The organism is Streptomyces sp. NPDC050145 (genome assembly GCF_044460245.1).
Taxonomy (GTDB): domain Bacteria; phylum Actinomycetota; class Actinomycetes; order Streptomycetales; family Streptomycetaceae; genus Streptomyces.
Map to the genome: position 1 here is coordinate 89,176 of NZ_JBITJS010000019.1, position 18,364 is coordinate 107,539.

Consider the following 18,364-nt stretch of genomic DNA (forward strand, 5'->3'; position numbering starts at 1 on the left):
CCAACCCAGTTCCCAGGAGGTGACGACCATGGCGACCATCCTCGCCAAGGCTGCCGACTCCGCCGCGGTGGCGGACGGCAAGGCGACCCGGATCGAGCATGTCTCGAAGTCCTTCGCCACACCCGCCGGCCCGCAGCTCGTCCTGGACGACATCAGCCTCGATGTCGCTCCGGGCGAGTTCGTCACCCTCCTGGGTGCCTCGGGCTGCGGCAAGTCGACGCTGCTCAACCTGGTCGCGGGGCTCGACGCCCCGTCGGCCGGCTCCATCGCGACGGACGGGCGGCCCGCCCTGATGTTCCAGGAGCACGCCCTGTTCCCGTGGCTGACCGCGGGCAAGAACATCGAGCTCGCCCTGAAGCTGCGGGGCGTGCAGAAGAACGAACGGCGCGAGCGCGCCGAGGAGCTGCTCGAGCTGGTCCGGCTGCAGGGCGCGTACGGCAAGCGCGTGCACGAGCTGTCCGGCGGCATGCGCCAGCGGGTGGCGCTGGCCCGGGCGCTCGCGCAGGACGCACGGCTGCTCCTGATGGACGAGCCGTTCGCGGCGCTCGATGCGATCACCCGGGACGTGCTGCACGGCGAGCTGACCCGGATCTGGGAGGAGACCCACCTCTCGGTCCTGTTCGTCACGCACAACGTGCGCGAGGCGGTGCGGCTCGCGCAGCGCGTGGTGCTGCTGTCCTCCCGGCCCGGCCGGATCGCCCGCGAGTGGACCGTGGACATCCCGCAGCCGCGGCGCATCGAGGACCCCGAGGTCGCCGAACTCTCCGTCGAGATCACCGAACAACTGCGTGGGGAGATCCGCCGCCATGGCAAGGACTGAACCGACGGCCACCGCCACGGTGGAACCCGCCGACGCGGTCGCCGCGAAGGACGACCTCGCGGGTCTGGAGGCGGGCCTGGACGCGCTGGAGACGGTGCAGTCCGGGCGCACCCCGTTCTCGAAGACGTTCCGCGAGAAGATCTTCCCGCCGCTCACGGCGGTCGTGCTGGTGATCCTGCTCTGGCAGGGCCTGGTCTCGTTCGGCGTCGTCGACGACCCGACGAAGCTGCCGCCGCCGTCGGCGGTGTGGGACGAGGTCGAGAACGCGTGGCTCAAGGGCGAACTGCTCGGCTACATCTGGACCAGTGTCTCGCGCGGCCTGCTCGGCTTCTTCTTCGCGCTGCTCATCGGCACCCCGCTGGGCCTGCTGGTGGCGCGGGTGAAGTTCGTGCGCGCGGCGATCGGCCCGGTCCTGTCGGGCCTGCAGTCGCTGCCGTCGGTGGCGTGGGTGCCGCCGGCCGTGCTCTGGCTGGGCCTGGACAACTCGATGATGTACGCGGTGATCCTGCTCGGCGCGGTCCCCTCGATCGCGAACGGTCTGGTCTCCGGTGTCGACCAGGTGCCGCCGCTGTTCCTGCGGGCCGGGCGGACGCTCGGCGCGACGGGCGTACGCGGCCTGTGGCACGTCGTCCTGCCCGCCGCTCTGCCCGGTTATCTGGCCGGTCTGAAGCAGGGCTGGGCGTTCTCGTGGCGCTCGCTGATGGCCGCCGAGATCATCGCGAACTCGCCCGACCTGGGCGTGGGCCTCGGCCAGCTCCTGGAGAACGGCCGCACGGCCAGCTCCATGCCGATGGTCTTCCTCGCCATCCTCCTGATCCTGATCGTCGGCGTCGTCATCGACCTGCTGATCTTCAGCCCGCTGGAGCGGCGCGTCCTGCGCAGCCGCGGTCTCCTCGTCCGGAGCTGAGCACGCCATGTCCCGCCCCGTCCTCCTGGTCATCGCCCACGGCAGCCGCGACCCGCGGCACGCCGCGACGGTGCACGCCCTCGTCCGCGAGGTGCGGGCCCAGCGGCCGGGGCTGCGCGTGGAGACCTCGTTCCTGGACTTCAACGTGCCGGGCCCGCTCGCGGTCCTGGAGTCCTTGGCGGCGGAGGGCGTCCGCGACGTGGTCGCCCTCCCCCTCCTCCTCACCCGGGCGTTCCACGCGAAGTCCGACATCCCGGCGGTCCTCCGGCAGGCCCCGCCCACCCTGCGCATCCACCGCGCGGACGTCCTGGGCCCGTCCCCGCTCCTCCTCTCCGCCCTGGACCGCCGTCTGTACGAGGCCGGCCTCACGCCGGCCGACAAGCCCACGACCGGGGTCGTCCTGGCCTCGGCGGGCTCCACCGACCCGGAGGCGATCGCAGTGATCGCAGAAATCGCGCGGGAGTGGCGGCACACCGGTTGGTGCGCCGTGCGGCCTGCGTTCGCCTCCGCATCCCTTCCGCGCACCGAGGACGCCGTCCGCGCCCTGCGCGCCCTCGGCTGCCCCCGCGTGGCCGTCGCCCCCTACGTCCTGGCCCCCGGCCGCCTCCCCGACCGCATCACAGCGGGCGCGACCGAGGCGGACGTCCTGGCGGGGGTACTCGGCCCGGCGCCGGAGGTGGCGCGGGTACTGATCGAGCGCTACGAGGAGGCGTTGGCCGGCGAGTTGGCGGCGCTGGGGGCCTGAGGACACCCGGGAGACCTGCGGTTATCCTCGGCGCGTGCCGAACACGTCAGCCTCAGCCTCAGTGGGCCTCGCCCGGGTGCTGGCCCACTGCGGGGGCGACCCCGCCGAAGCCGTACGCCATCTCGCGGCCGCCGTCGCCGCCGCGCCCTCGGACCCCGAGTCCTACGCCGTCCTCGCGGACCTCTGGCGGGAGCGGCCCGCCGATCTCGCCGCGGTCGTCGACGGCGGGAACTCCCTGCCTTCGGTCCTCGCGCTGTCGTACGTCGGTTTCCTGCGGGGCGACATGGACACCGCCGCGCTGGCGATGGGCTCGGTCACGGGCGCGCGGCCCGATGTCGCGTGGGCCGACGCCCCCTGGTTCGGGGACGACCGGTTCCTGGGCGCGGTGAGCGCGGACGCGCTGGCCGAGGCCGCGATGCGGACCATGGACCACGGCCACGACCTGGACACCGAGGGTATGCGGGAGCGGGTGCGGCCCTGGCGCGCGGCCTTCGACGCCGTCGTCGCCGACCGTCCCGCGGCGGAGGCGCTCGCCCGGATGGCGATCATGCTGCGGGCCTGTGGTCTCACCGACGCGTCCCTGGAGCTGTGCGACCGGGCGGACGCCGTCGAGCGGGTGATGTTCACGGAGGTCGTGAGGGCGGGCACGTGGCGCAAGGTGGGAGACACCGAGCGGATGGTCGCGGCGTTCGAGCGGGCCCTCGTCCTCGACCCCGCCAACTGGTCGCTCCACCTCGACCTGGCTGATGTACATGCCGAGCAGGGCGACTTCGCCGAGGCCGCGCGCCTGGCCGGTGAGGGGTTGCGGCACGAGCCCGGCGAGCCCGCCCTGCGCGCGGCCGCCGCCGCGTACCGCGCCCGGCACACGGGCGATCCGGCCGATCTGAGCGCGCTCGTCGAGGCCGCGCCACTGCTGCCGAACCCCGCGTACCGGGACCTGCTGATCGACTTCGCGTGCGCGGGGCCGGGGCTTCCGGCCGAACTCGTGGCTGCCGCCCGCGGACTCCAGGACGGCTGAGCGAGTTCAGCCGCACAACCGCTCCCCCAACTCGCTGCGCGCGTACCGGACGCTGCGGCCGTTGCGGGTGCGCTGGAGGAGGCCCGCGTCGTAGAGGACGGAGAGGTGCTGGCTCACCGCGCCGGGGGTGACCGACAGGCGGTGGGCCAGTTCGGTCGTGGACGCCGGGTCGGCGAGGAGGAGCAGGATGCGGGCGCGGGGTGCGCCGAGGAGGCGGGTGAGGGCGGCGTCGGTGGCCGGAGGCGGGGTCTCGGAGATCGTGGCGCGGCCGCGTGCCGGGTAGCTGAGCAGGGGCGGCAGTGTGGGGTCGATGTTCGTGTGGGCGCCGAGCGCGAACATCGTGGGGATCACGACGAGGCCCCGGCCGCCGATCTCGATGTCGGCGGTGGGCCACGGGTGGCCGTCGCCCTTCTTCCTGATGGTGAGCACCTCGCCGTCCCAGGTGAGCCGCGGGTCGAGGCTGGAGAACAGGCCGCCCGCGCCTTCCTCCGCGAGCACCTTGCCGCGGTGGGCGAGGTCGGCCTCGAGCACCGAGTGCACGCGCGGCCACCAGTCGGGGGCGAGGCAGGTGTGCCAATAGGCGTCCAGGGCACGGCAGATGTGGTCGAGGAGCCGCTCCGGGTCGGCGAGTCCGTCGCGCAGGACCGGAGGGAGGGCGTCGGCGTCGACACCGTACGCGGCGGTGAACTGGGGGCGCAGGAGTGCGGGTGGGGTGGTGCGCAGCTCGTCGAGCTGGCGGGCGAAGACGGGGCGCGGGCGGTCGGGGCGCGGGGTGAGGAAGTCCGGGATCCACAGGCGCGGGGCAATCAGCGCGGCGAGCAGGTCGGCGTCGTCGAGGCGGTGGAAGGCGGGGCCGAGCCGGCGCAGCCAGGGGCGCTGGTGCGGGTACCGGGCGGAGTCGCGCCAGCAGCGCAGCGAGTAGACGGCTTCCTGGAGCGGGGAGTACGCGAAGGAAGTGCGGGCCAGATCGCCGACGACGAAACGGAACTCGATCATCCGGTCGCCTCCTCCCGGTGAGGGTTTAGTCAGAGGCTAAAGGAATGTCGCCGGGGCGGGTGGGCCGGTTCGCTGGGGGCATGACCTCGTCACCGCCGGTCCCGTCCGCTGTCTCCGCTCCCGAGCGGACACCCGCCACCCGCTTCGCCGGGCTCCTGCCGACCGATCCGCAGTTGCTGCGCCTGTCGTTGCTGACGCTGCTCAACGCCTTCGGGCGAGGCCTGTTCTTCCCCGTCAGCGTCCTGTACTTCACCCGCGTCGTGGGCCTCGGCGCCACCTCGGTGGGCGTGGGCCTGACGATCGCGGGCCTGTTCGGCATCGCGGCCGGGGTGCCCGCGGGCCGGGCCTCGGACCGCTGGGGGCGGCGCCCGGTGCTGACCGTGCTGTGGGTGGGGTGCGGGGTGACGCTGGTCGCGTACACGGTGGTCGGCTCGTACGCCGCCTTCCTGGCGACGGCGATCGGCTACGCGGCGCTGTGCCAGGCGAGCATGGGGGTGCGCAACGCCCTGTACGCGGACGTGCTGCCGCCCGCGACGCGGGTCGAGGGGCGGGCGCATCTGCGGATGGTCACCAATGTGGGCATGGGGGTCGGCGGCGCGTTCGGCGCGCTGGCGCTCCAGGCGGACAGCCGGGCCGGGTACACGGTGCTGATCCTGGTGGACGCCGTCGCGTTCGCGGTGTCGGCGCTGATGGTGCTGCGGCTGCCGGGCACCGCGGGCCGGAAGGCGGAGCGGGACACGCCGGTGGGCAGCCGCTGGCGGGCGGTACGCGATCTGCCGTACCTCGCGGTGACCTGCTCGAACGCTGTACTGGCCCTGCAGTACAGCCTGTTGGAGGTGGGGCTGCCGCTGTGGATCGTGCAGCACACCGAGGCGCCGCGCTGGACGGCGGCCCTGCTGATGATCCTCAACTGTGTGCTGGTGGCGCTGTTGCAGGTGCGGGTCACCCGGGGCGTGGAGGACCTGCCGGGCGCGGTGCGGGCGATGCGGCGCTCCGGGCTGCTGCTGGCGCTGTCGTGCGCGGCGTTCGCCTGCGCGGCGGGCCTGTCGCCGATGGCGGCGCTCGGGGTGCTCGTGGTGGGCGCGGTGGTGCAGGTGCTCGCCGAGGTGCTGTCGGCCGCGGGCGGCTGGACGGTGGGCTACGGGCTGGCCGACGCCCGCGCGCAGGGCGTCTACCAAGGCGTGTTCAACTCGGGTCAGGCCGCGGCGACGATGGCGGCGCCCGCCCTGGTGACGGTCACCGCGATCGAGCACGGCCCGCTGGGCTGGGCCGTGCTCGCGGTGCTGTTCGTCGGCGCGGGCCTGGGCATGGCCCCCGCGGTGCGCCGGGCGCGGCGGGACGCCTGGCGCGGCGAGTGACGTCAGCGCGGGTCGCGTCCGCTGAGGGCGAGGGCGCGGGTGAAGTCCGAGGCGCCGTCGGGGAGTTCGACGGCGGCGCCGAAGCCCTCGTACTGGCGGTACATCTCGGCGTTCGCGGTGACCACGTCGAGGATGACGGCGCCCGCGGCGTCGGAGACCTTGAAGTCCTGGCCGGTGGCGTGGGCCACGTCCCAGCCGTGCAGGGCCAGTTCGAGCAGGAGCAGGGCGGCGACCTCGGGTGCGGCCTGCTGGGCGAAGCCGAGGTCGATCTCGCCCTCCCACGCGGCAGGCTCGGCCCAGGCGGCGACGGCCCGGTCGAGCTGGGTGGCGAAAGCGGCCGCCCACTCGGGGTCGGTGGTGAAGTCGCGTGCGGTCAGTTCGTCGGGGAGCGCCTTGCGCAGGGCGCGGTGCTCCAGGCCGTGGGAGCCGTAGAGCACCCAGTGGTTGACCAGCGTCCGCACGTCCCAGTCGCCGCAGCCGGACGGCTCGCCGAGCCTGTCCTGCCCGACACCGGCCGCGACGCGGGCGGACTCGGCGGCACACTCGCTCAGGTGGGGCTGTACGTTCTCGCGTCGAAGTTCCATGTCCCCGACCCTACGGAACGGCACCGCGCCGCCGCTTGAAGAAACGCGACAGGTGTCAGCGCGCGGCCCGCGCGTCGACGGCCGCGGTCAACTCGGCGACGGGTGTCGCGCCCGGTGGGCGGCCCTGGCGCGCGGCGTCGTCGGCCCGTTCGCGGAGCACGTCGTTGACGGGCGTGGGGACGCCGTGCTCCCTGCCCAGGCGGCCGATCTCGCCGTTGAGCCAGTCGGCCTCGATCGTGCCGGTGCCGCGTTTCAGCGACTGCCAGGAGGAGCCGCCGCCGCGCGGGATCCCGTCGAAGGGCTCGAGCCGGATCCGGTCCCCGCGCCGGTCCCGTTCCTCCTCCGGGGAGGCGTACGGGATGCCGGCGGCGGCCAGGACGGCCTCGCCCTCGGCCCGTGCCCTCGCGTGCAGGGCCTGGGTGGCGTCGGAGGTCCGCTCTCCGCACAGCGCCTCGATCGCGTTGGAGAGGTTGGCGAGGAGTTTGGCGTACTTCCAGCGCATGACGTCGCCGACGACCGGGGCGTCGAAGCGGGAGCGCTTCAGATCGGCGGCGATCTCCCGCGCCTTGTCGTCCGCGCCGGCCGGATAGCCGCCGAGGTGGAGGATGCCGGTGAGCGGGGTGCCGTCGGCGCGGACGATGCCGGGTTCGACGAAGGTGGCGGGCAGCCAGACGCACATCGCGTACACGTGCCGGAAGGCGCGCGCCGCGAACCGCTCGCTCGCGACGCCGTTCTGCGCGCACACGAGCGGGAGCCGCTCGGCGGCGGTGCCCCCGCCGTCGACGGGGCGGCCGGCCCAGGCGTCGAGCGCGGCGACGCTGTCCTGGGTCTTCACGGCGAGCAGCAGGACGTCGTCGGCGCGCAGGGTGCCGAGAGCCTCGGGCCCGTCCACGACCGGGGGCCGCAGGGTGTGTTCGCCGTCGGGGGTCCGCAGGCGCAGGCCGTGGGCGCGCAGCGCCTCGTACTGGCGGCCGCGGGCGACGAGGACGACGTCGTGTCCGGACTGGGCGAGGCGCCCGCCGATGGCTCCGCCGACCGCGCCTGCTCCGATGATCACGTAGCGCATGGGGCCGAGCCTGCCACGGGATTCGGGATCCCGAGTGGTCCTCGATCGGATACGGTCGAAGGATGTCAGCCTCCACGCAGCCCACCGCCTCCACGCACCCCACCGCGCCCGCGCCGCACCCCGCCCCCGAGTTCCTCCTCGGCGGTGATCTGCCCGTGCGGCGGCTCGGGTACGGGACGGTGCAGCTGGCGGGTCCCGGCGTCTGGGGGCCGCGCGGCAGCGACGCGGAGGCGACGGCCGTGCTGCGGCGGGCCGTCGAGCTCGGTGTGACGCTGGTCGACACGGCGGACAACTACGGTCCGGGGCTCGTCGAGGAGCGGGTCGCGGCGGCGCTCCACCCGTACGCGAAGGGTCTGGTCGTCGCCACGAAGGGCGGCGTCGTGCGTACGTCGGCCGAGGCCTGGCACGTCGAGGGGCGGCCCGAGCGGCTGCGCGCGATGTGCGAGGAGAGCCTGCGACGGCTGCGCACGGACCGGATCGACCTGTACCAGCTGCACCGCTTCGACCCCGAGGTGCCGATGGCCGAACAGCTGGGCGCGCTGCGGGAGTTGCGGGACGCGGGCAAGGTGCGGCACGTGGGCCTGGACTCGGTGACGGCCGAGCAGTTGCAGGCGGCGCTCGATCTGGACATCGTGCCGATCGTGTCCGTGCAGAACCGCTACAACGTCCTGGACCGGGCGTCGGAGCCGCTGCTGAAGCTGTGCGAGGCGCGGGGCATCGCGTTCCTGCCGTGGTTCCCCCTGGGCAACGGCAGCCTCACCGACCAGCCGGAGTGCGCCGCGATCGCGCGGGCACACGGCGCGACCCCGTCACAGATCGCGCTGGCCTGGCTGCTGCACCACTCCCCCGTGCTGTGCCCGACGCCGGGCACGGGCTCGGTCGCGCACCTGGAGGAGAACCTGGGGGCGGCGTCGATCCGGCTGACGACGCGCGAGCTGGGCCGGCTGGACGCGCTCACTCTGGCGGCGTGAGCTACGGCGACGTGAGTTACGGCGACGTGGACTCCGGCGCCGTGAGCTCCACGAGCTTCTCCACGGTGTTCCAGTTGCGGCTGGTGGCGATCAGGCCCCGGTTGAGCGCGGCACTGGAGAGGCGGGCGCCCAGCTTCGAGGTGCCGAGTCCGGTGGGCGTGTAGAGATAGAGGGCGCGGTCGCCGAGGCGGAAGTCCTCGGGGGCGTAGGCGGCCGGGTCGACGGCGGCGAAGCGCTCGGCGGTGACCGGCTCGGAGAAGTACGTGACGTGCAGCTGCCTGCCCTCCAACTCCGCGGCCGGGAAGGGGCATTCGTCGCGCACGGCGGTCAGGTAGGCGTGGTCGCGCACGACGACCTCGACGGTGAAGCCGAACTCGGCCGCGATCGCCGCCTCGATCTCGCGGGCGAGCACGTCGTCGTCACGGACCCGCGCGGTGAAGGCCGCGTTGCCGCTCTGCAGATAGGTCCGCACGTCGGTGTGGCCCAGGCCCTCGATCAGCGGCCGCAGCCGCGCCATCGGGACCTTCTTCGCCTTGACCTTGCCACCCACGTTGATGCCGCGCAGCAGCGCCGCGTATCGCTTCACCGTCATGCGCACACCCTAAGCGGGCCGGGTCCCATGAGGCCGAAGCGGCCGCCGCGCCCCGTGGGGGTGAGCACGACGGCCGCCGTTCGGTACAGCCGGGGTGTTACTCGACGATCTTCAGGAGCTTGTTCGGGGTGCCCTCGGTCGCGTTCTTGATCGCGTCCGGGGTGGCACCGTCGGTGAGCGCCTTGGCGACGTCGGCCGGGGCGGCGTCCGGGTGGCCCGCGAGGTAGACGGCGGCGGCGCCGACGACGTGCGGGGTGGCCATGGACGTGCCCGAGATGGTGTTCGTGGCGTCGTCACCCGTGTTCCAGTCGGACGTGATGTCCGAGCCGGGGGCGTAGATGTCCACGATCTCACCGTAGTTGGAGAAGTCGGACTGCTCGTCGTCCTTGGTGGAGGAGGCGACCGTGATGGCCTCCGGGACGCGGGCGGGGCTGGACTGCGAGGCGTCGGACGACTCGTTGCCCGCCGCGACGGCGAAGGTGACACCGGACGCGATGGACTTCTGGACCGCGGCGTCGAGCGCCTCGTCCGCGCCGCCGCCGAGCGACATGTTGGCGACGGAGGGACCCTGGTGGTTCTGGGTCACCCAGTCGATGCCGGCGACGACCTGCTCGGTGGTGCCGGAGCCCTGGTCGTCGAGGACGCGGACGGCGACGATCTTCGCCTTCTTGGCGACGCCGTGGGCGTCACCGGCGATGGTGCCGGCGACGTGCGTGCCGTGCCCGTTGCCGTCGTCGGCGCTGTCGTCGTTGTCCACGGCGTCGAAGCCGTAGGAGGCGCGACCGCCGAAGTCCTTGTGGCTGATGCGGACACCGGTGTCGATGACGTACGCGGTGACGCCCTCGCCGGCGGAGTCCGGGTAGGTGTACTTGCTGTCGCCGGCGGTGTCCGCCTGGTCGATGCGGTCCAGGCCCCACGACGGCGGGTTGTCCTGGGTCGCGTCGATGTGGAACTTCTTGTTCTGGACGACCTTGTCGACCGACTTGTCGGCGGCGAGGCGCTTGGCCTCGGTCTCCGACAGGCCCTTGACCGAGAAGCCGTTGACGGCGGACTTGTAGTTCCGCTTGAGGGTGCCGCCGTACTCCTTGGCCAGGTCCTTCTTGGCGTCGGCGCCGGCCTTCTTGTCCAGCAGCACGATGTAGCTGCCGGAGACGGCGCCCTTGGCGTCGAGGCCGTAGACCTTGCCCTCGGCGGGGGCGGCGGCGCCGGCGAATCCGCCCGTGAGGACGGTGACGCCCACGGCGGTGGCAGCGGTGGCTATCGCAGCGGTCAGCTTGATGGAGCGGCCACGCTTGTGAGTTGCCATGAAGAGGGGTCTCCTCGTGGTGTGTGGGGGGATGTGAAGTTCTGCGCACAGGACAGCGTGCGCGCACGGTTCTACGCGCGTGGGGGCGCGCAAATTCGTGCAACCTCGGTCAATCTCCGGAAGATGTCCCGGGGTTGGGACGAAACCCTGTCCGATTGACGCGATCAGATCAAGGCCTACATACACCTGTGACTTGTTCAACAAGGTTCTGTAATAACAAACAAGACAGATCGGCCAAGCAGAGCAGCAATTCGTGCCAGGACGACAGCACTTGACAGCAAACGAAAGAGGCCCGCGTCAGGTGACGCGGGCCCCCACTTGTGAAGAAAACCGGGGCGAACCCGGGGAAGAACCCGGGAACGTTTCGGGAGGGATCAGGCGACGGCGGACAGCCCGTTCTCCCTGGACTCCCCGGGCTCCCCGGACTCCCCGTTCTCCCCGTTCTCCCGCCGCTGCTCCGACTCCTCGAACGAGGCGAGGGTGCGGCCGAAGTCACGGGTGGACAGCAGCAGCTTGTAGATGATGGCGAGTTCGAAGACGAGCAGCAGGGCGCCCGCGACGACGGTCGCGCCGATCACCTGGTCGACGAGCGGGCCGATGATGAAGACGGCCATCTGGAACTCGATGCCGCTGACCAGGTGCGTGCGGATGCGGTGCCGCAGCAGGAAGGAGCGGAAGCGCAGGTAGATCGGGAAGCGGCTGCGGAACTCCTGGTGCAGGTCCACGACCTGGGCCTTGCGCCGCTTGGCGGGCTCCTCCTCGCCGCCGTCCTGCGCCTCGCCGGCCGCGGCGGTCTCCTGCCGCTCCAGAACCTCCCCGGACTCCCCGGACTCCAGGGCCTCCTCGGCCTCCTCGGCCTCCTCGTCGCGGGCGTCCTGCGAGGCGGTACGCAGGTCCTGCTCGATGTCGGCCTCGGGGTTGGCCCGCAGCAGGTCCTCCATGAACGCGATGCCCGCCGCGTTCTCGGCCCGACGGGCCGCGCGCATACGCGACTTGATCTGCTTGCGCATCGTGTGCCGGGTCTTGAAGATCTCCAGCGAGTTGATGTAACGCAGGCCGTCGAGGAAGACGACGACCACCGCGAGCCACACGTAGATGAGCTCACCGGTGCGGTGGTACTGGCCGGCCATGAGCGCCACGGCGCAGGCCATGACGCGGATGCGGTCGAAGATGTAGTCGAGCCAGGCGCCGAAGACGGAGCCCTGGCCGGTGAGCCGGGCGACCTTGCCGTCCATGCAGTCGAGGATGAAGCTCAGGTGGTAGACGACCGCGCCCAGGATCAGCCAGCGCCAGTCCCCCATCGCGAAGCAGGCGGCCGAGACCAGGCCGAGCAGCAGGGCTCCCCAGGTGATCTGGTTCGGCGTGATGCGCGTCCATCGGGCCGTCAGCCGCACGAGCGGCGTGGCGACCGGATCGACGAGCAGCACGGTCCACCAGGCGTCGCGCTTCTTCTGGGTGACGCGACGTACCTCGTGCAACGGCGGTATGTCTCGGGGCATCGTGCCGACCATCTTTCCCTCTGTTCAGAACATGTTCACCTCACGCTAGGAAGCGGTTTCAGCAAGATTCAAGATGCTCGGTGCACAACCTTTACCTGGGGGTAACGGTCGTACGGGGCAACCGGATCCAGGAGAGCTGCAAGGCGATCCGTCGTTACCCGAGCGTTACCCGCCGGAGCGGGTCCCGCGCCTCCCCCCGGTGCCGGCTACCGCTGGTACCGCGCCAGGACCAGGTTCCCGTCCTCGACCAGACGGCGGCGCAGTTCACCGAGGCCGATCGCCCCGCTGTAGTACTCCTGGAGCGCGGGGGTGGCCACCTTGTCCTTCCACTCCGGATAGCCCCGCACCGACTGGGCCGGCGCCGGGCCCAGGTGCGCGGCGAGGGCCGTGCCGACGGCCCAGTCGTCCTTCGCGGTGCGCAGCGCCGGGTCTTTCAGGGCCTCGGTGGCGGTGGGCAGCATCCAGTCGCCGCGCGCGAGCCGCACCATGTTCTCCGGCCGCAGCAGGAAGTCGATGAACCGCGCGGCCTCCTTCTTGTGCGGGCTGTCCTCGGCGACCGACAGGGTCTGCGGACTGACGCCCTGGGCGAGCCCGTCGGCCCCGGCCGGTGCGGGCAGCACCTGCCAGTCGAAGCCCTTCGGTGCCTGCTGCGCGATCTGCTGACGGTAGGAGAAGCCGAGCGGGACCATCGCGTACTTCCCGGCGAAGAAGCCGGGCAGGGTGTCGGATCCCCCCATGCCCAGGGTCGTGCCGGAGGCGCTGCCGTCGCTGTTCACCTGGTCGTGAACGGTCTGCGGCACGACGGCGTCGGCGGCCCCGAAGCGGAGAGTGACCTTGCCGTCGGCCCCGCGGTGGAACAGCCGGCCGCCCGCCGAGAGGGACAGGTTGAGGGTCGCCGACACGGGTTCCTTGAGCGGCCAGGCCACCCCGTAGCGGCCCTTGCCGCCGAGCTCGCGGGTGACCGCGCGGAACTCGTCCCACGTCCACGGGTGCGCGGGCGTCGGCACCCGCACCCCGGACGCCTTCAGCAGCTTCGCGTTCGCGACGAGGACCCGCGGCTCCTGGAGGAACGGCACGCCGTACACGCCGTCGCCGAAGGTCGCCGTCTCCCAACTGCGCTGCGGGATGTCGGACTTGAGGCGGGCGGGGAGGTACGGGCGCAGGTCGGCGAGGTAGCCGCCGTACGCGAAGTCGGCGAGGTCGTCGGAGGCGTCGTGGATGATGTCGGGCGCCTCGCCGCCCTCGAAGGAGGTGAGGAGCTGGTCGTGGACGCTGTCCCAGCTGCCCTGGACGTACTTCACGCGGATGTCGGGGTGGAGCTCGTTCCACTCCGCGACGAGCTGCTTGTTGGCGTCGACGGACTCCTTCTGCCAGGCGAGCGACTGGAACTCGAGGGTGATCCGGCCGCCGCCGTCCGCCCCGTCGCCGGAGTCGCCGGTGCAGCCGGCGAGGAGCAGGGTCAGGGACGCGGCGAGCGCGGTCAGGGTCGTCCGGAGCCCGGTGACACGACGGGGCATCACTTCACCGCCCCGGCCAGCAGGCCACCGGTGATCCGCCGCTGGATCACCGAGAAGATCAGCAGCGACGGCAGGGTCGCCAGGAACGCGGCGGCGGCGAGCGGCCCGAGGTCGGCGACGCCCTCGGCGCCCAGGAAGTGGGTGAGGATCACCGGCAGGGTCTGCCTCTCGGGCGACTTCATCAGGACCAGCGCGAAGAAGAACTCGTTCCAGGCGGTCACGAATGCGAACAGGCCGGTCGCGACGATGCCGGGCATCAGGAGCGGCGCCGTCACGGAGACGAGGATCCGCAGTCGGCCGGCGCCGTCGACGGCCGCCGCCTCCTCCATCTCGCGCGGCACGGCCCGTACGTAGCCGACGAGCATCCAGAGCGCGAAGGGCAGCGCCCACACCACGTAGACCATGATCAGGCCGGGCAGGGCGTTGATCAGGTGCAGGTTCTTGAGGATCAGGAACAGCGGGATGATCACCAGGACGAAGGGGAAAGCCTGGCTGACCACGACCCAGCCGGTCGCCGCCCGCGACAGGAACGAGCGGCGGCGGGCCATCACGTAGGCCATCGGGGTCGCGATGACGATGGCGATCAGGGCGGCGGACACGGCGACGAGCAGCGAGTTCCCGGCGGCGCGCAGCAGCGGCTGCTCGTCGAAGGCCTGCCGGAAGTTGTCGAGGGTGGGGTCCTTCGGGATCCAGGTGGGGTGCAGGCTCGCGAGTTCGCGCGGCGGTTTGAACGCGGTGGAGATCAGCCACAGGAACGGGAAGGCGAGGAAGACCAGATAGGCGAGGAGCGCGAGGTACTGGCCCGCGCGGGCGGGCTTCGAGGTCCGCATCACCGCTCGTCGCCTCCCTTCAGCCGGCCCACGAGATAGAGGGCGAGGAGCACGGAGATCACGGCGACCATGACGCAGCCCATCGCCGCCGCGTAGCCGAACTGGCCGTAGCGGAAGGCCTCTTCGTACGCGAACAGCATCGGCAGTCGGGTGCGGCCGCCGGGGCCGCCGTTGGTCAGGACGTAGACGAGGGCGAAGGAGTTGAAGTTCCAGATGAAGTTGAGCGCGGTGATGGCGAGGGCGACCGGGCGGATCGCGGGCCAGGTCACCGTGCGGAAGCGGCGCCAGGCGCCGGCCCCGTCCATGGCGGCGGCCTCGTGCAGCTCGCGCGGGGTGTTCTGCAGTCCGGCGAGCAGGGCGACGGTGGTCTGCGGCATGCCCGCCCAGATGCCGACGACGATGACGGCGGGCAGCGCGGTGGCGAGGCCGGTCAGCCAGTCCCGGCCGTCGCCGAGACCGAGGTCCGCCAGCGTCTGGTTGAGGACGCCCGCGTCCGGGTGGTAGACGAGCCGCCACATGATGCCGACGACGACCTCCGGCATCGCCCAGGGGACGATCGCGAGGGCCCGCGCCAGCCAGCGGAAGCGGAGGTTCTGGTTGAGCAGCAGGGCCAGGCCGAGCGCGAGCAGGAACTGCGGCACGGTCACGCCGAGGGCCCAGAGCAGGCCGATGCGGAACGAGTCCCAGAACAGGGTGTCGTGCAGCAGGTCGCGGAAGTTGAGGGCGCCGACCCACTGGGTGGGCTCGGTGCGGCCCGACTGGGCGTCGGTGAGCGAGAGGCCGATCCCGTACAGGAGGGGGCCGACGCTCAGGACGAGGATGGGCAGCAGCGCGGGCAGCACCAGGAACCAGGCGCCCCGGTCCTGCGGGGGTCCGGCGCCGCGTGGTGCGCGGGCCGGGCGGTCCGTGGTGGGTCGCTTCACTGTGGTCGCCGTGGTCACCGGTGCGACTCCTTCGGGCCGGTTCGGGCGGTTCGGACGGCACGTGCGGCTTCCGGCCGCCCCGGCGGCCCCTGCCATGACCCTCCATGGCTCTGTCATGGTCGTGACAGCGTCCTGTGACGTCAAGACATTCGGACGAGTGCGAGACTGAGCTGGTATCTCAGGCAGGAAGCGCAGGAGGCTCATGATGGACGAGGCACGGGCACGGGACGTGCTGGCGCGCGCGGGTGTGGTGGACGGACCGGTGTCCGGCGCCCGGCTGCTCGCCCTCGGGGAGAACGCGGTGTTCGCCGCCGGGGACCTCGTCGTCAAGGTGGGCCGGGACAGCGGCACGGGCGGGGCCGAACTGCTCGACCGGGCGCGCCGCGAGGTGGCGATCGCCGGGTATCTGGCCGAGTACGGGGTGCCCGCGGTGCGCGCCGCGAAGGACGACGTGCTCGTGGTCGACGGGCACCCGGTGACCGTGTGGCACCGGATCCCCGACGCGGTGCGGCCCGCCGAACCGCGCGATCTGGCCGAGCTGCTGAGGTCGGTGCACGCGCTGCCCGAGCCGGTCGGCATCGCCCTGCCGCGGCGGGAGTTGCTGGGCGGGGTCGAGCGGTGGCTGCGGCTTGCCGGGGACGCGGTCGATCCGGCGGACGCGGAGTATCTGCGGGAGCGGCGGGACGGGTTCGCCTCCGCAGCAGCCTCGCTCACCCCGCACCTCACCCCCGGGCCGATCCACGGGGACGCCCTGCCCCGCAATGTGCACATCGGTCCCGACGGGCCGGTGCTCGTCGACCTGGAGACCTTCTCCTCGGACCTGCGCGAGCACGATCTCGTGGTGATGGCGCTGTCCCGCGACCGGTACGGGGTGCCTGCGGCGGCCTATGACGCGTTCGTCGGGGCGTACGGGTGGGATGTGCGGGAGTGGGAGGGGTGTTCTGTGCTGCGGGGCGCCCGGGAGACCGCGTCCTGTGCGTGGGTCGCGCAGCATGCGCCGAGCAACCCGAAGGCCCTGGCCGAGTTCCGTCGGCGGGTGGCGTCCTTGCGGAACGGAGACCCGGCCGTTCGCTGGTACCCGTTCTAGCTCCGGTGCTCAGGCCACGCTGGGATCCGCGGCGAGCTCGCGTATCGGCCACACCGGGTCCACCGTCGCCGTCTCGTCGCCCTTGCTTCTCAGGAAGGCCTGGAAGTCCGTGGCCCACTGCGCGTACCAGTCCACCTGACGGCGGTGCAGTTCGGCGGGGCCGAGGGCGGCGACCTTCGCGTGGCGTTCGCCTATCGCGCGGGCCAGCCGGGCCGCGGCCAGGGCGTCGGCCGAGGCGTCGTGCGCGGTGTCGAGCGTGACGCCGTACTCCGTGCAGACCGCCTCCAGGTTCCGCTTGCCCCTGCGGTAGCGGTCCACGCTGCGGTCGATCGTGTACGGGTCGACGACCGGGGCGGGGTCGAAGCCCAGCCGCTCGCGCAGCGAGGGCAGCCCGTACCGGGCCAGCTCGGCGGAGAGCAGCGTCAGGTCGAACGTCGCGTTGTACGCCACCACCGGGACGCCGGTGCGCCAGTACCCGACGAGGACCTCGGCGATCGCGTCGGCGACCCGGTCCGCCGGCTCGCCCTCGGCCCGCGCCCGCTCGTCGCTGATGCCGTGCACGGCGACCGCGTCGGCGGGGATGGGGACGCCCGGGTCCGCGAGCCACTGGCGGTGCCCGAGCACCGCGCCGTCCCTGACCTCGATGACCGCGCCGGTGACGATGCGCGCCTCGCGCGGATCCGTCCCCGTCGTCTCCAGGTCGAAGCCGATCAGCAGCTCCCGGTGCCAGCCCATGGCAGCCCCCTTCTCGTGGTGCGTTCCCCCAGTGGCCACCACCTTCGCACGGGCCACTGACAATCGGTCCGGCACCCCGATCCCGCGGGGTCTACGAGACCGGTCGCGCGTCCGCCCAGGCCTGCTCGAATTCATCGCGGTATGTCACGAAGAGTCCGTTCTCCCCCGTGTCGGGGGAACGGCCCGAGCGGAGCACGCGGCCCCCGCCGCGCAGGACGAGCACCGGCGCTTCCATGCCGCGGGCGCGCCGCAGATAGGTCTGCACGACGGCGACCCCGTCCGAGCCGTCCCCGTCGACGAGGTACGCGGTGAAGCGCGGGGTCTCGTCGAAGACCTGGATCTCGAAGGCCCCGGGGTCGCGCAGCCGGGCCCGCACCCGCCGCATGTGCAGGATGTTCATCTCGACGGCGCGGCTCAACTCGCCCCTTTTGAGTCCCAGTTCCCTTTCGCGGCGTTTGACCGCGCTGGAGGCCGGGTTGAGGAAGAGCAGACGGACGCGGCAGCCGGACTCGGCGAGCCGGATCAGGCGGCGGCCGGAGAAGTTCTGCACCAGCAGGTTGAGCCCTATGCCGATGGCGTCGAGGCGGCGGGCGCCGCCGAACAGGTCCTCGGCGGGGAACTGGCGCAGCAGCCGCACCCGGTCCGAGTGGACGGCGACCACGTCCGCGTACCGGTCCCCGACGAGGTCCTCGACGGCGTCGACGGGGAGTCTGCGGGCGGACGGCACGTCCGACCCGGCGCCGAGTATCTCCAGCAGGCGTGCGGAGGCGCGCTCGGCCTGGGCGAGGACGGCCTCGGACAGGGCGCGGTTGCGGGAGACCACATTGCGCGTGACCTCCAGCTCGTCGAGGGCGAGCTCCACGTCGCGCCGGTCATCGAAGTACGGCTCGAAGCACGGCCAGTGCTGGACCATCAGCTCCCGCAGCTGCGGAAGGGTCAGGAACGACAGGACGTTGTCGTCCGCCGGGTCGAGGAGGTAGCCCTTGCGGCGGCTGACCTCGCGCACGGCGACGGCTCGCTGCACCCACTCCTGCCCGGCGGGACCGGCGGCGGCGACCACCCAGTCGTCGCCGTGCACGGGCTCGTAGACGGGCCGCAGGACGGCGGCGACGACGGCACGCAGCCGCTGCTCCACCAGGTTCAGCCAGATGTAGGCGCGGCCGGCGCGCTGCGCGCGTGTGCGCACCTCGCGCCAGGCCTCGGTGCCCCAGTCCAGTTCGGGTCCGATCTGCGAGCCCATGTCCAGGGGCCGGGCCAGCGACACCGCTCCGGGCGGGATGTCCGCGGAGGCCGCCCCCTGGCCGTCCTGGCCCTCGTGACCCTCGTCGCCTGGGGGCAGCTCCAGCCCTCCCGAGCTCACCCGCTCCGCACCGCCTTCCGCCCCCGAGCCGTTTCGCGCCTTCCCCTCGG

18 protein-coding genes are annotated in these 18,364 nt (G+C 72.4%); 7 read left to right on the forward strand and 11 right to left on the reverse strand.

Features of this window, described 5'->3' with window-relative positions:
• Nucleotides 1-28 precede the first annotated feature (28 nt).
• From ACIBTU_RS31925 to ACIBTU_RS31940, 4 genes are read left to right on the forward strand one after another with little or no spacing between them, the layout of a single operon-like run.
• Nucleotides 29-820, forward strand: coding sequence for an ABC transporter ATP-binding protein (locus tag ACIBTU_RS31925; protein ID WP_399130137.1), 792 nt, complete (start codon nucleotides 29-31; stop codon nucleotides 818-820).
• A complete protein-coding gene (locus tag ACIBTU_RS31930; protein ID WP_399130138.1) occupies nucleotides 807-1,727 on the forward strand; it encodes an ABC transporter permease in 921 nt (306 codons plus the stop codon). Before ACIBTU_RS31925 ends, ACIBTU_RS31930 begins: the two co-directional genes overlap by 14 nt.
• Nucleotides 1,728-1,734: 7 nt before the next feature.
• Entirely contained in the window at nucleotides 1,735-2,472 is a 738-nt protein-coding gene (locus tag ACIBTU_RS31935) for a sirohydrochlorin chelatase (RefSeq protein ID WP_399130139.1), read from the forward strand.
• Nucleotides 2,473-2,506: 34 nt separating this feature from the next.
• Complete coding sequence (locus ACIBTU_RS31940) at nucleotides 2,507-3,490, forward strand: tetratricopeptide repeat protein (RefSeq protein WP_399130140.1); 984 nt, start codon at nucleotides 2,507-2,509, stop codon at nucleotides 3,488-3,490.
• A gap of 6 nt (nucleotides 3,491-3,496) precedes the next feature.
• On the opposite strand, the gene ACIBTU_RS31945 is transcribed toward ACIBTU_RS31940, so the two are convergent.
• Nucleotides 3,497-4,486 (reverse strand): helix-turn-helix domain-containing protein, encoded by a 990-nt coding sequence (locus tag ACIBTU_RS31945; RefSeq protein WP_399130141.1) that lies wholly within the window; start codon nucleotides 4,484-4,486, stop codon nucleotides 3,497-3,499.
• Nucleotides 4,487-4,566: 80 nt separating this feature from the next.
• On the opposite strand from ACIBTU_RS31945, the gene ACIBTU_RS31950 reads away from it, so the two are divergent.
• On the forward strand, nucleotides 4,567-5,844 hold the full coding sequence (locus ACIBTU_RS31950; protein WP_399130142.1) for an MFS transporter: 1,278 nt from the start codon (nucleotides 4,567-4,569) through the stop codon (nucleotides 5,842-5,844).
• Nucleotides 5,845-5,846: 2 nt separating this feature from the next.
• On the opposite strand, the gene ACIBTU_RS31955 is transcribed toward ACIBTU_RS31950, so the two are convergent.
• Both ACIBTU_RS31955 and ACIBTU_RS31960 read right to left on the reverse strand, forming a co-directional pair.
• The gene (locus ACIBTU_RS31955) at nucleotides 5,847-6,428 is read right to left on the reverse strand and encodes a TIGR03086 family metal-binding protein (protein ID WP_399130144.1); all 582 of its coding nucleotides are present in this window, start codon (nucleotides 6,426-6,428) and stop codon (nucleotides 5,847-5,849) included.
• 55 nt (nucleotides 6,429-6,483) lie between these two features.
• Nucleotides 6,484-7,494, reverse strand: a complete 1,011-nt coding sequence (locus ACIBTU_RS31960; protein WP_399130145.1) for a ketopantoate reductase family protein — start codon at nucleotides 7,492-7,494, stop codon at nucleotides 6,484-6,486.
• Nucleotides 7,495-7,556: 62 nt separating this feature from the next.
• On the opposite strand from ACIBTU_RS31960, the gene ACIBTU_RS31965 reads away from it, so the two are divergent.
• Nucleotides 7,557-8,465, forward strand: a complete 909-nt coding sequence (locus ACIBTU_RS31965) for an aldo/keto reductase (protein ID WP_399130146.1) — start codon at nucleotides 7,557-7,559, stop codon at nucleotides 8,463-8,465.
• 16 nt (nucleotides 8,466-8,481) lie between these two features.
• On the opposite strand, the gene ACIBTU_RS31970 is transcribed toward ACIBTU_RS31965, so the two are convergent.
• The 6 genes from ACIBTU_RS31970 to ACIBTU_RS31995 all read right to left on the reverse strand — a co-directional run bounded on the left by ACIBTU_RS31970 (nucleotide 8,482) and on the right by ACIBTU_RS31995 (nucleotide 15,150).
• A complete protein-coding gene (locus tag ACIBTU_RS31970; RefSeq protein WP_399130147.1) occupies nucleotides 8,482-9,057 on the reverse strand; it encodes a DUF1697 domain-containing protein in 576 nt (191 codons plus the stop codon).
• Between the two features lie 97 nt (nucleotides 9,058-9,154).
• Nucleotides 9,155-10,363, reverse strand: a complete 1,209-nt coding sequence (locus ACIBTU_RS31975) for a S8 family peptidase (protein ID WP_399130148.1) — start codon at nucleotides 10,361-10,363, stop codon at nucleotides 9,155-9,157.
• 374 nt (nucleotides 10,364-10,737) lie between these two features.
• Nucleotides 10,738-11,862, reverse strand: a complete 1,125-nt coding sequence (locus ACIBTU_RS31980) for a CDP-alcohol phosphatidyltransferase family protein (RefSeq protein ID WP_399130149.1) — start codon at nucleotides 11,860-11,862, stop codon at nucleotides 10,738-10,740.
• 206 nt (nucleotides 11,863-12,068) lie between these two features.
• A complete protein-coding gene (locus ACIBTU_RS31985) occupies nucleotides 12,069-13,379 on the reverse strand; it encodes an ABC transporter substrate-binding protein (RefSeq protein WP_399130150.1) in 1,311 nt (436 codons plus the stop codon).
• A complete protein-coding gene (locus tag ACIBTU_RS31990; protein WP_399130151.1) occupies nucleotides 13,379-14,209 on the reverse strand; it encodes a carbohydrate ABC transporter permease in 831 nt (276 codons plus the stop codon). The genes ACIBTU_RS31985 and ACIBTU_RS31990 overlap by 1 nt, the downstream gene beginning before the upstream one ends.
• Nucleotides 14,209-15,150 (reverse strand): carbohydrate ABC transporter permease, encoded by a 942-nt coding sequence (locus tag ACIBTU_RS31995; RefSeq protein WP_399130152.1) that lies wholly within the window; start codon nucleotides 15,148-15,150, stop codon nucleotides 14,209-14,211. Before ACIBTU_RS31995 ends, ACIBTU_RS31990 begins: the two co-directional genes overlap by 1 nt.
• 187 nt (nucleotides 15,151-15,337) lie before the next feature.
• On the opposite strand from ACIBTU_RS31995, the gene ACIBTU_RS32000 reads away from it, so the two are divergent.
• A complete protein-coding gene (locus ACIBTU_RS32000; RefSeq protein ID WP_399130216.1) occupies nucleotides 15,338-16,219 on the forward strand; it encodes a phosphotransferase enzyme family protein in 882 nt (293 codons plus the stop codon).
• 9 nt (nucleotides 16,220-16,228) lie between these two features.
• Here ACIBTU_RS32000 and ACIBTU_RS32005 read toward each other — a convergent pair whose 3' ends face one another.
• Both ACIBTU_RS32005 and ACIBTU_RS32010 read right to left on the reverse strand, forming a co-directional pair.
• Complete coding sequence (locus ACIBTU_RS32005; protein ID WP_399130153.1) at nucleotides 16,229-16,954, reverse strand: 3'-5' exonuclease; 726 nt, start codon at nucleotides 16,952-16,954, stop codon at nucleotides 16,229-16,231.
• A gap of 91 nt (nucleotides 16,955-17,045) precedes the next feature.
• Nucleotides 17,046-18,314 carry an SAV2148 family HEPN domain-containing protein gene (locus ACIBTU_RS32010; protein WP_399130154.1) on the reverse strand — a complete coding sequence of 423 codons (1,269 nt, stop codon included), beginning with the start codon at nucleotides 18,312-18,314 and terminating at the stop codon, nucleotides 17,046-17,048.
• Nucleotides 18,315-18,364 lie beyond the last annotated feature (50 nt).

Coding starts and splice junctions, on each gene's coding strand:
- ACIBTU_RS31925 (WP_399130137.1), top strand. CDS start 29: ATGGCGACCATCCTCGCCAAGGCTGCCGACTCCGCCGCGGTGGCGGAC.
- ACIBTU_RS31930 (WP_399130138.1), top strand. CDS start 807: ATGGCAAGGACTGAACCGACGGCCACCGCCACGGTGGAACCCGCCGAC.
- ACIBTU_RS31935 (WP_399130139.1), top strand. CDS start 1,735: ATGTCCCGCCCCGTCCTCCTGGTCATCGCCCACGGCAGCCGCGACCCG.
- ACIBTU_RS31945 (WP_399130141.1), bottom strand. CDS start 4,486: ATGATCGAGTTCCGTTTCGTCGTCGGCGATCTGGCCCGCACTTCCTTC.
- ACIBTU_RS31950 (WP_399130142.1), top strand. CDS start 4,567: ATGACCTCGTCACCGCCGGTCCCGTCCGCTGTCTCCGCTCCCGAGCGG.
- ACIBTU_RS31955 (WP_399130144.1), bottom strand. CDS start 6,428: ATGGAACTTCGACGCGAGAACGTACAGCCCCACCTGAGCGAGTGTGCC.
- ACIBTU_RS31960 (WP_399130145.1), bottom strand. CDS start 7,494: ATGCGCTACGTGATCATCGGAGCAGGCGCGGTCGGCGGAGCCATCGGC.
- ACIBTU_RS31965 (WP_399130146.1), top strand. CDS start 7,557: ATGTCAGCCTCCACGCAGCCCACCGCCTCCACGCACCCCACCGCGCCC.
- ACIBTU_RS31970 (WP_399130147.1), bottom strand. CDS start 9,057: ATGACGGTGAAGCGATACGCGGCGCTGCTGCGCGGCATCAACGTGGGT.
- ACIBTU_RS31975 (WP_399130148.1), bottom strand. CDS start 10,363: ATGGCAACTCACAAGCGTGGCCGCTCCATCAAGCTGACCGCTGCGATA.
- ACIBTU_RS31980 (WP_399130149.1), bottom strand. CDS start 11,862: ATGCCCCGAGACATACCGCCGTTGCACGAGGTACGTCGCGTCACCCAG.
- ACIBTU_RS31985 (WP_399130150.1), bottom strand. CDS start 13,379: ATGCCCCGTCGTGTCACCGGGCTCCGGACGACCCTGACCGCGCTCGCC.
- ACIBTU_RS31990 (WP_399130151.1), bottom strand. CDS start 14,209: ATGCGGACCTCGAAGCCCGCCCGCGCGGGCCAGTACCTCGCGCTCCTC.
- ACIBTU_RS32000 (WP_399130216.1), top strand. CDS start 15,338: ATGGACGAGGCACGGGCACGGGACGTGCTGGCGCGCGCGGGTGTGGTG.
- ACIBTU_RS32005 (WP_399130153.1), bottom strand. CDS start 16,954: ATGGGCTGGCACCGGGAGCTGCTGATCGGCTTCGACCTGGAGACGACG.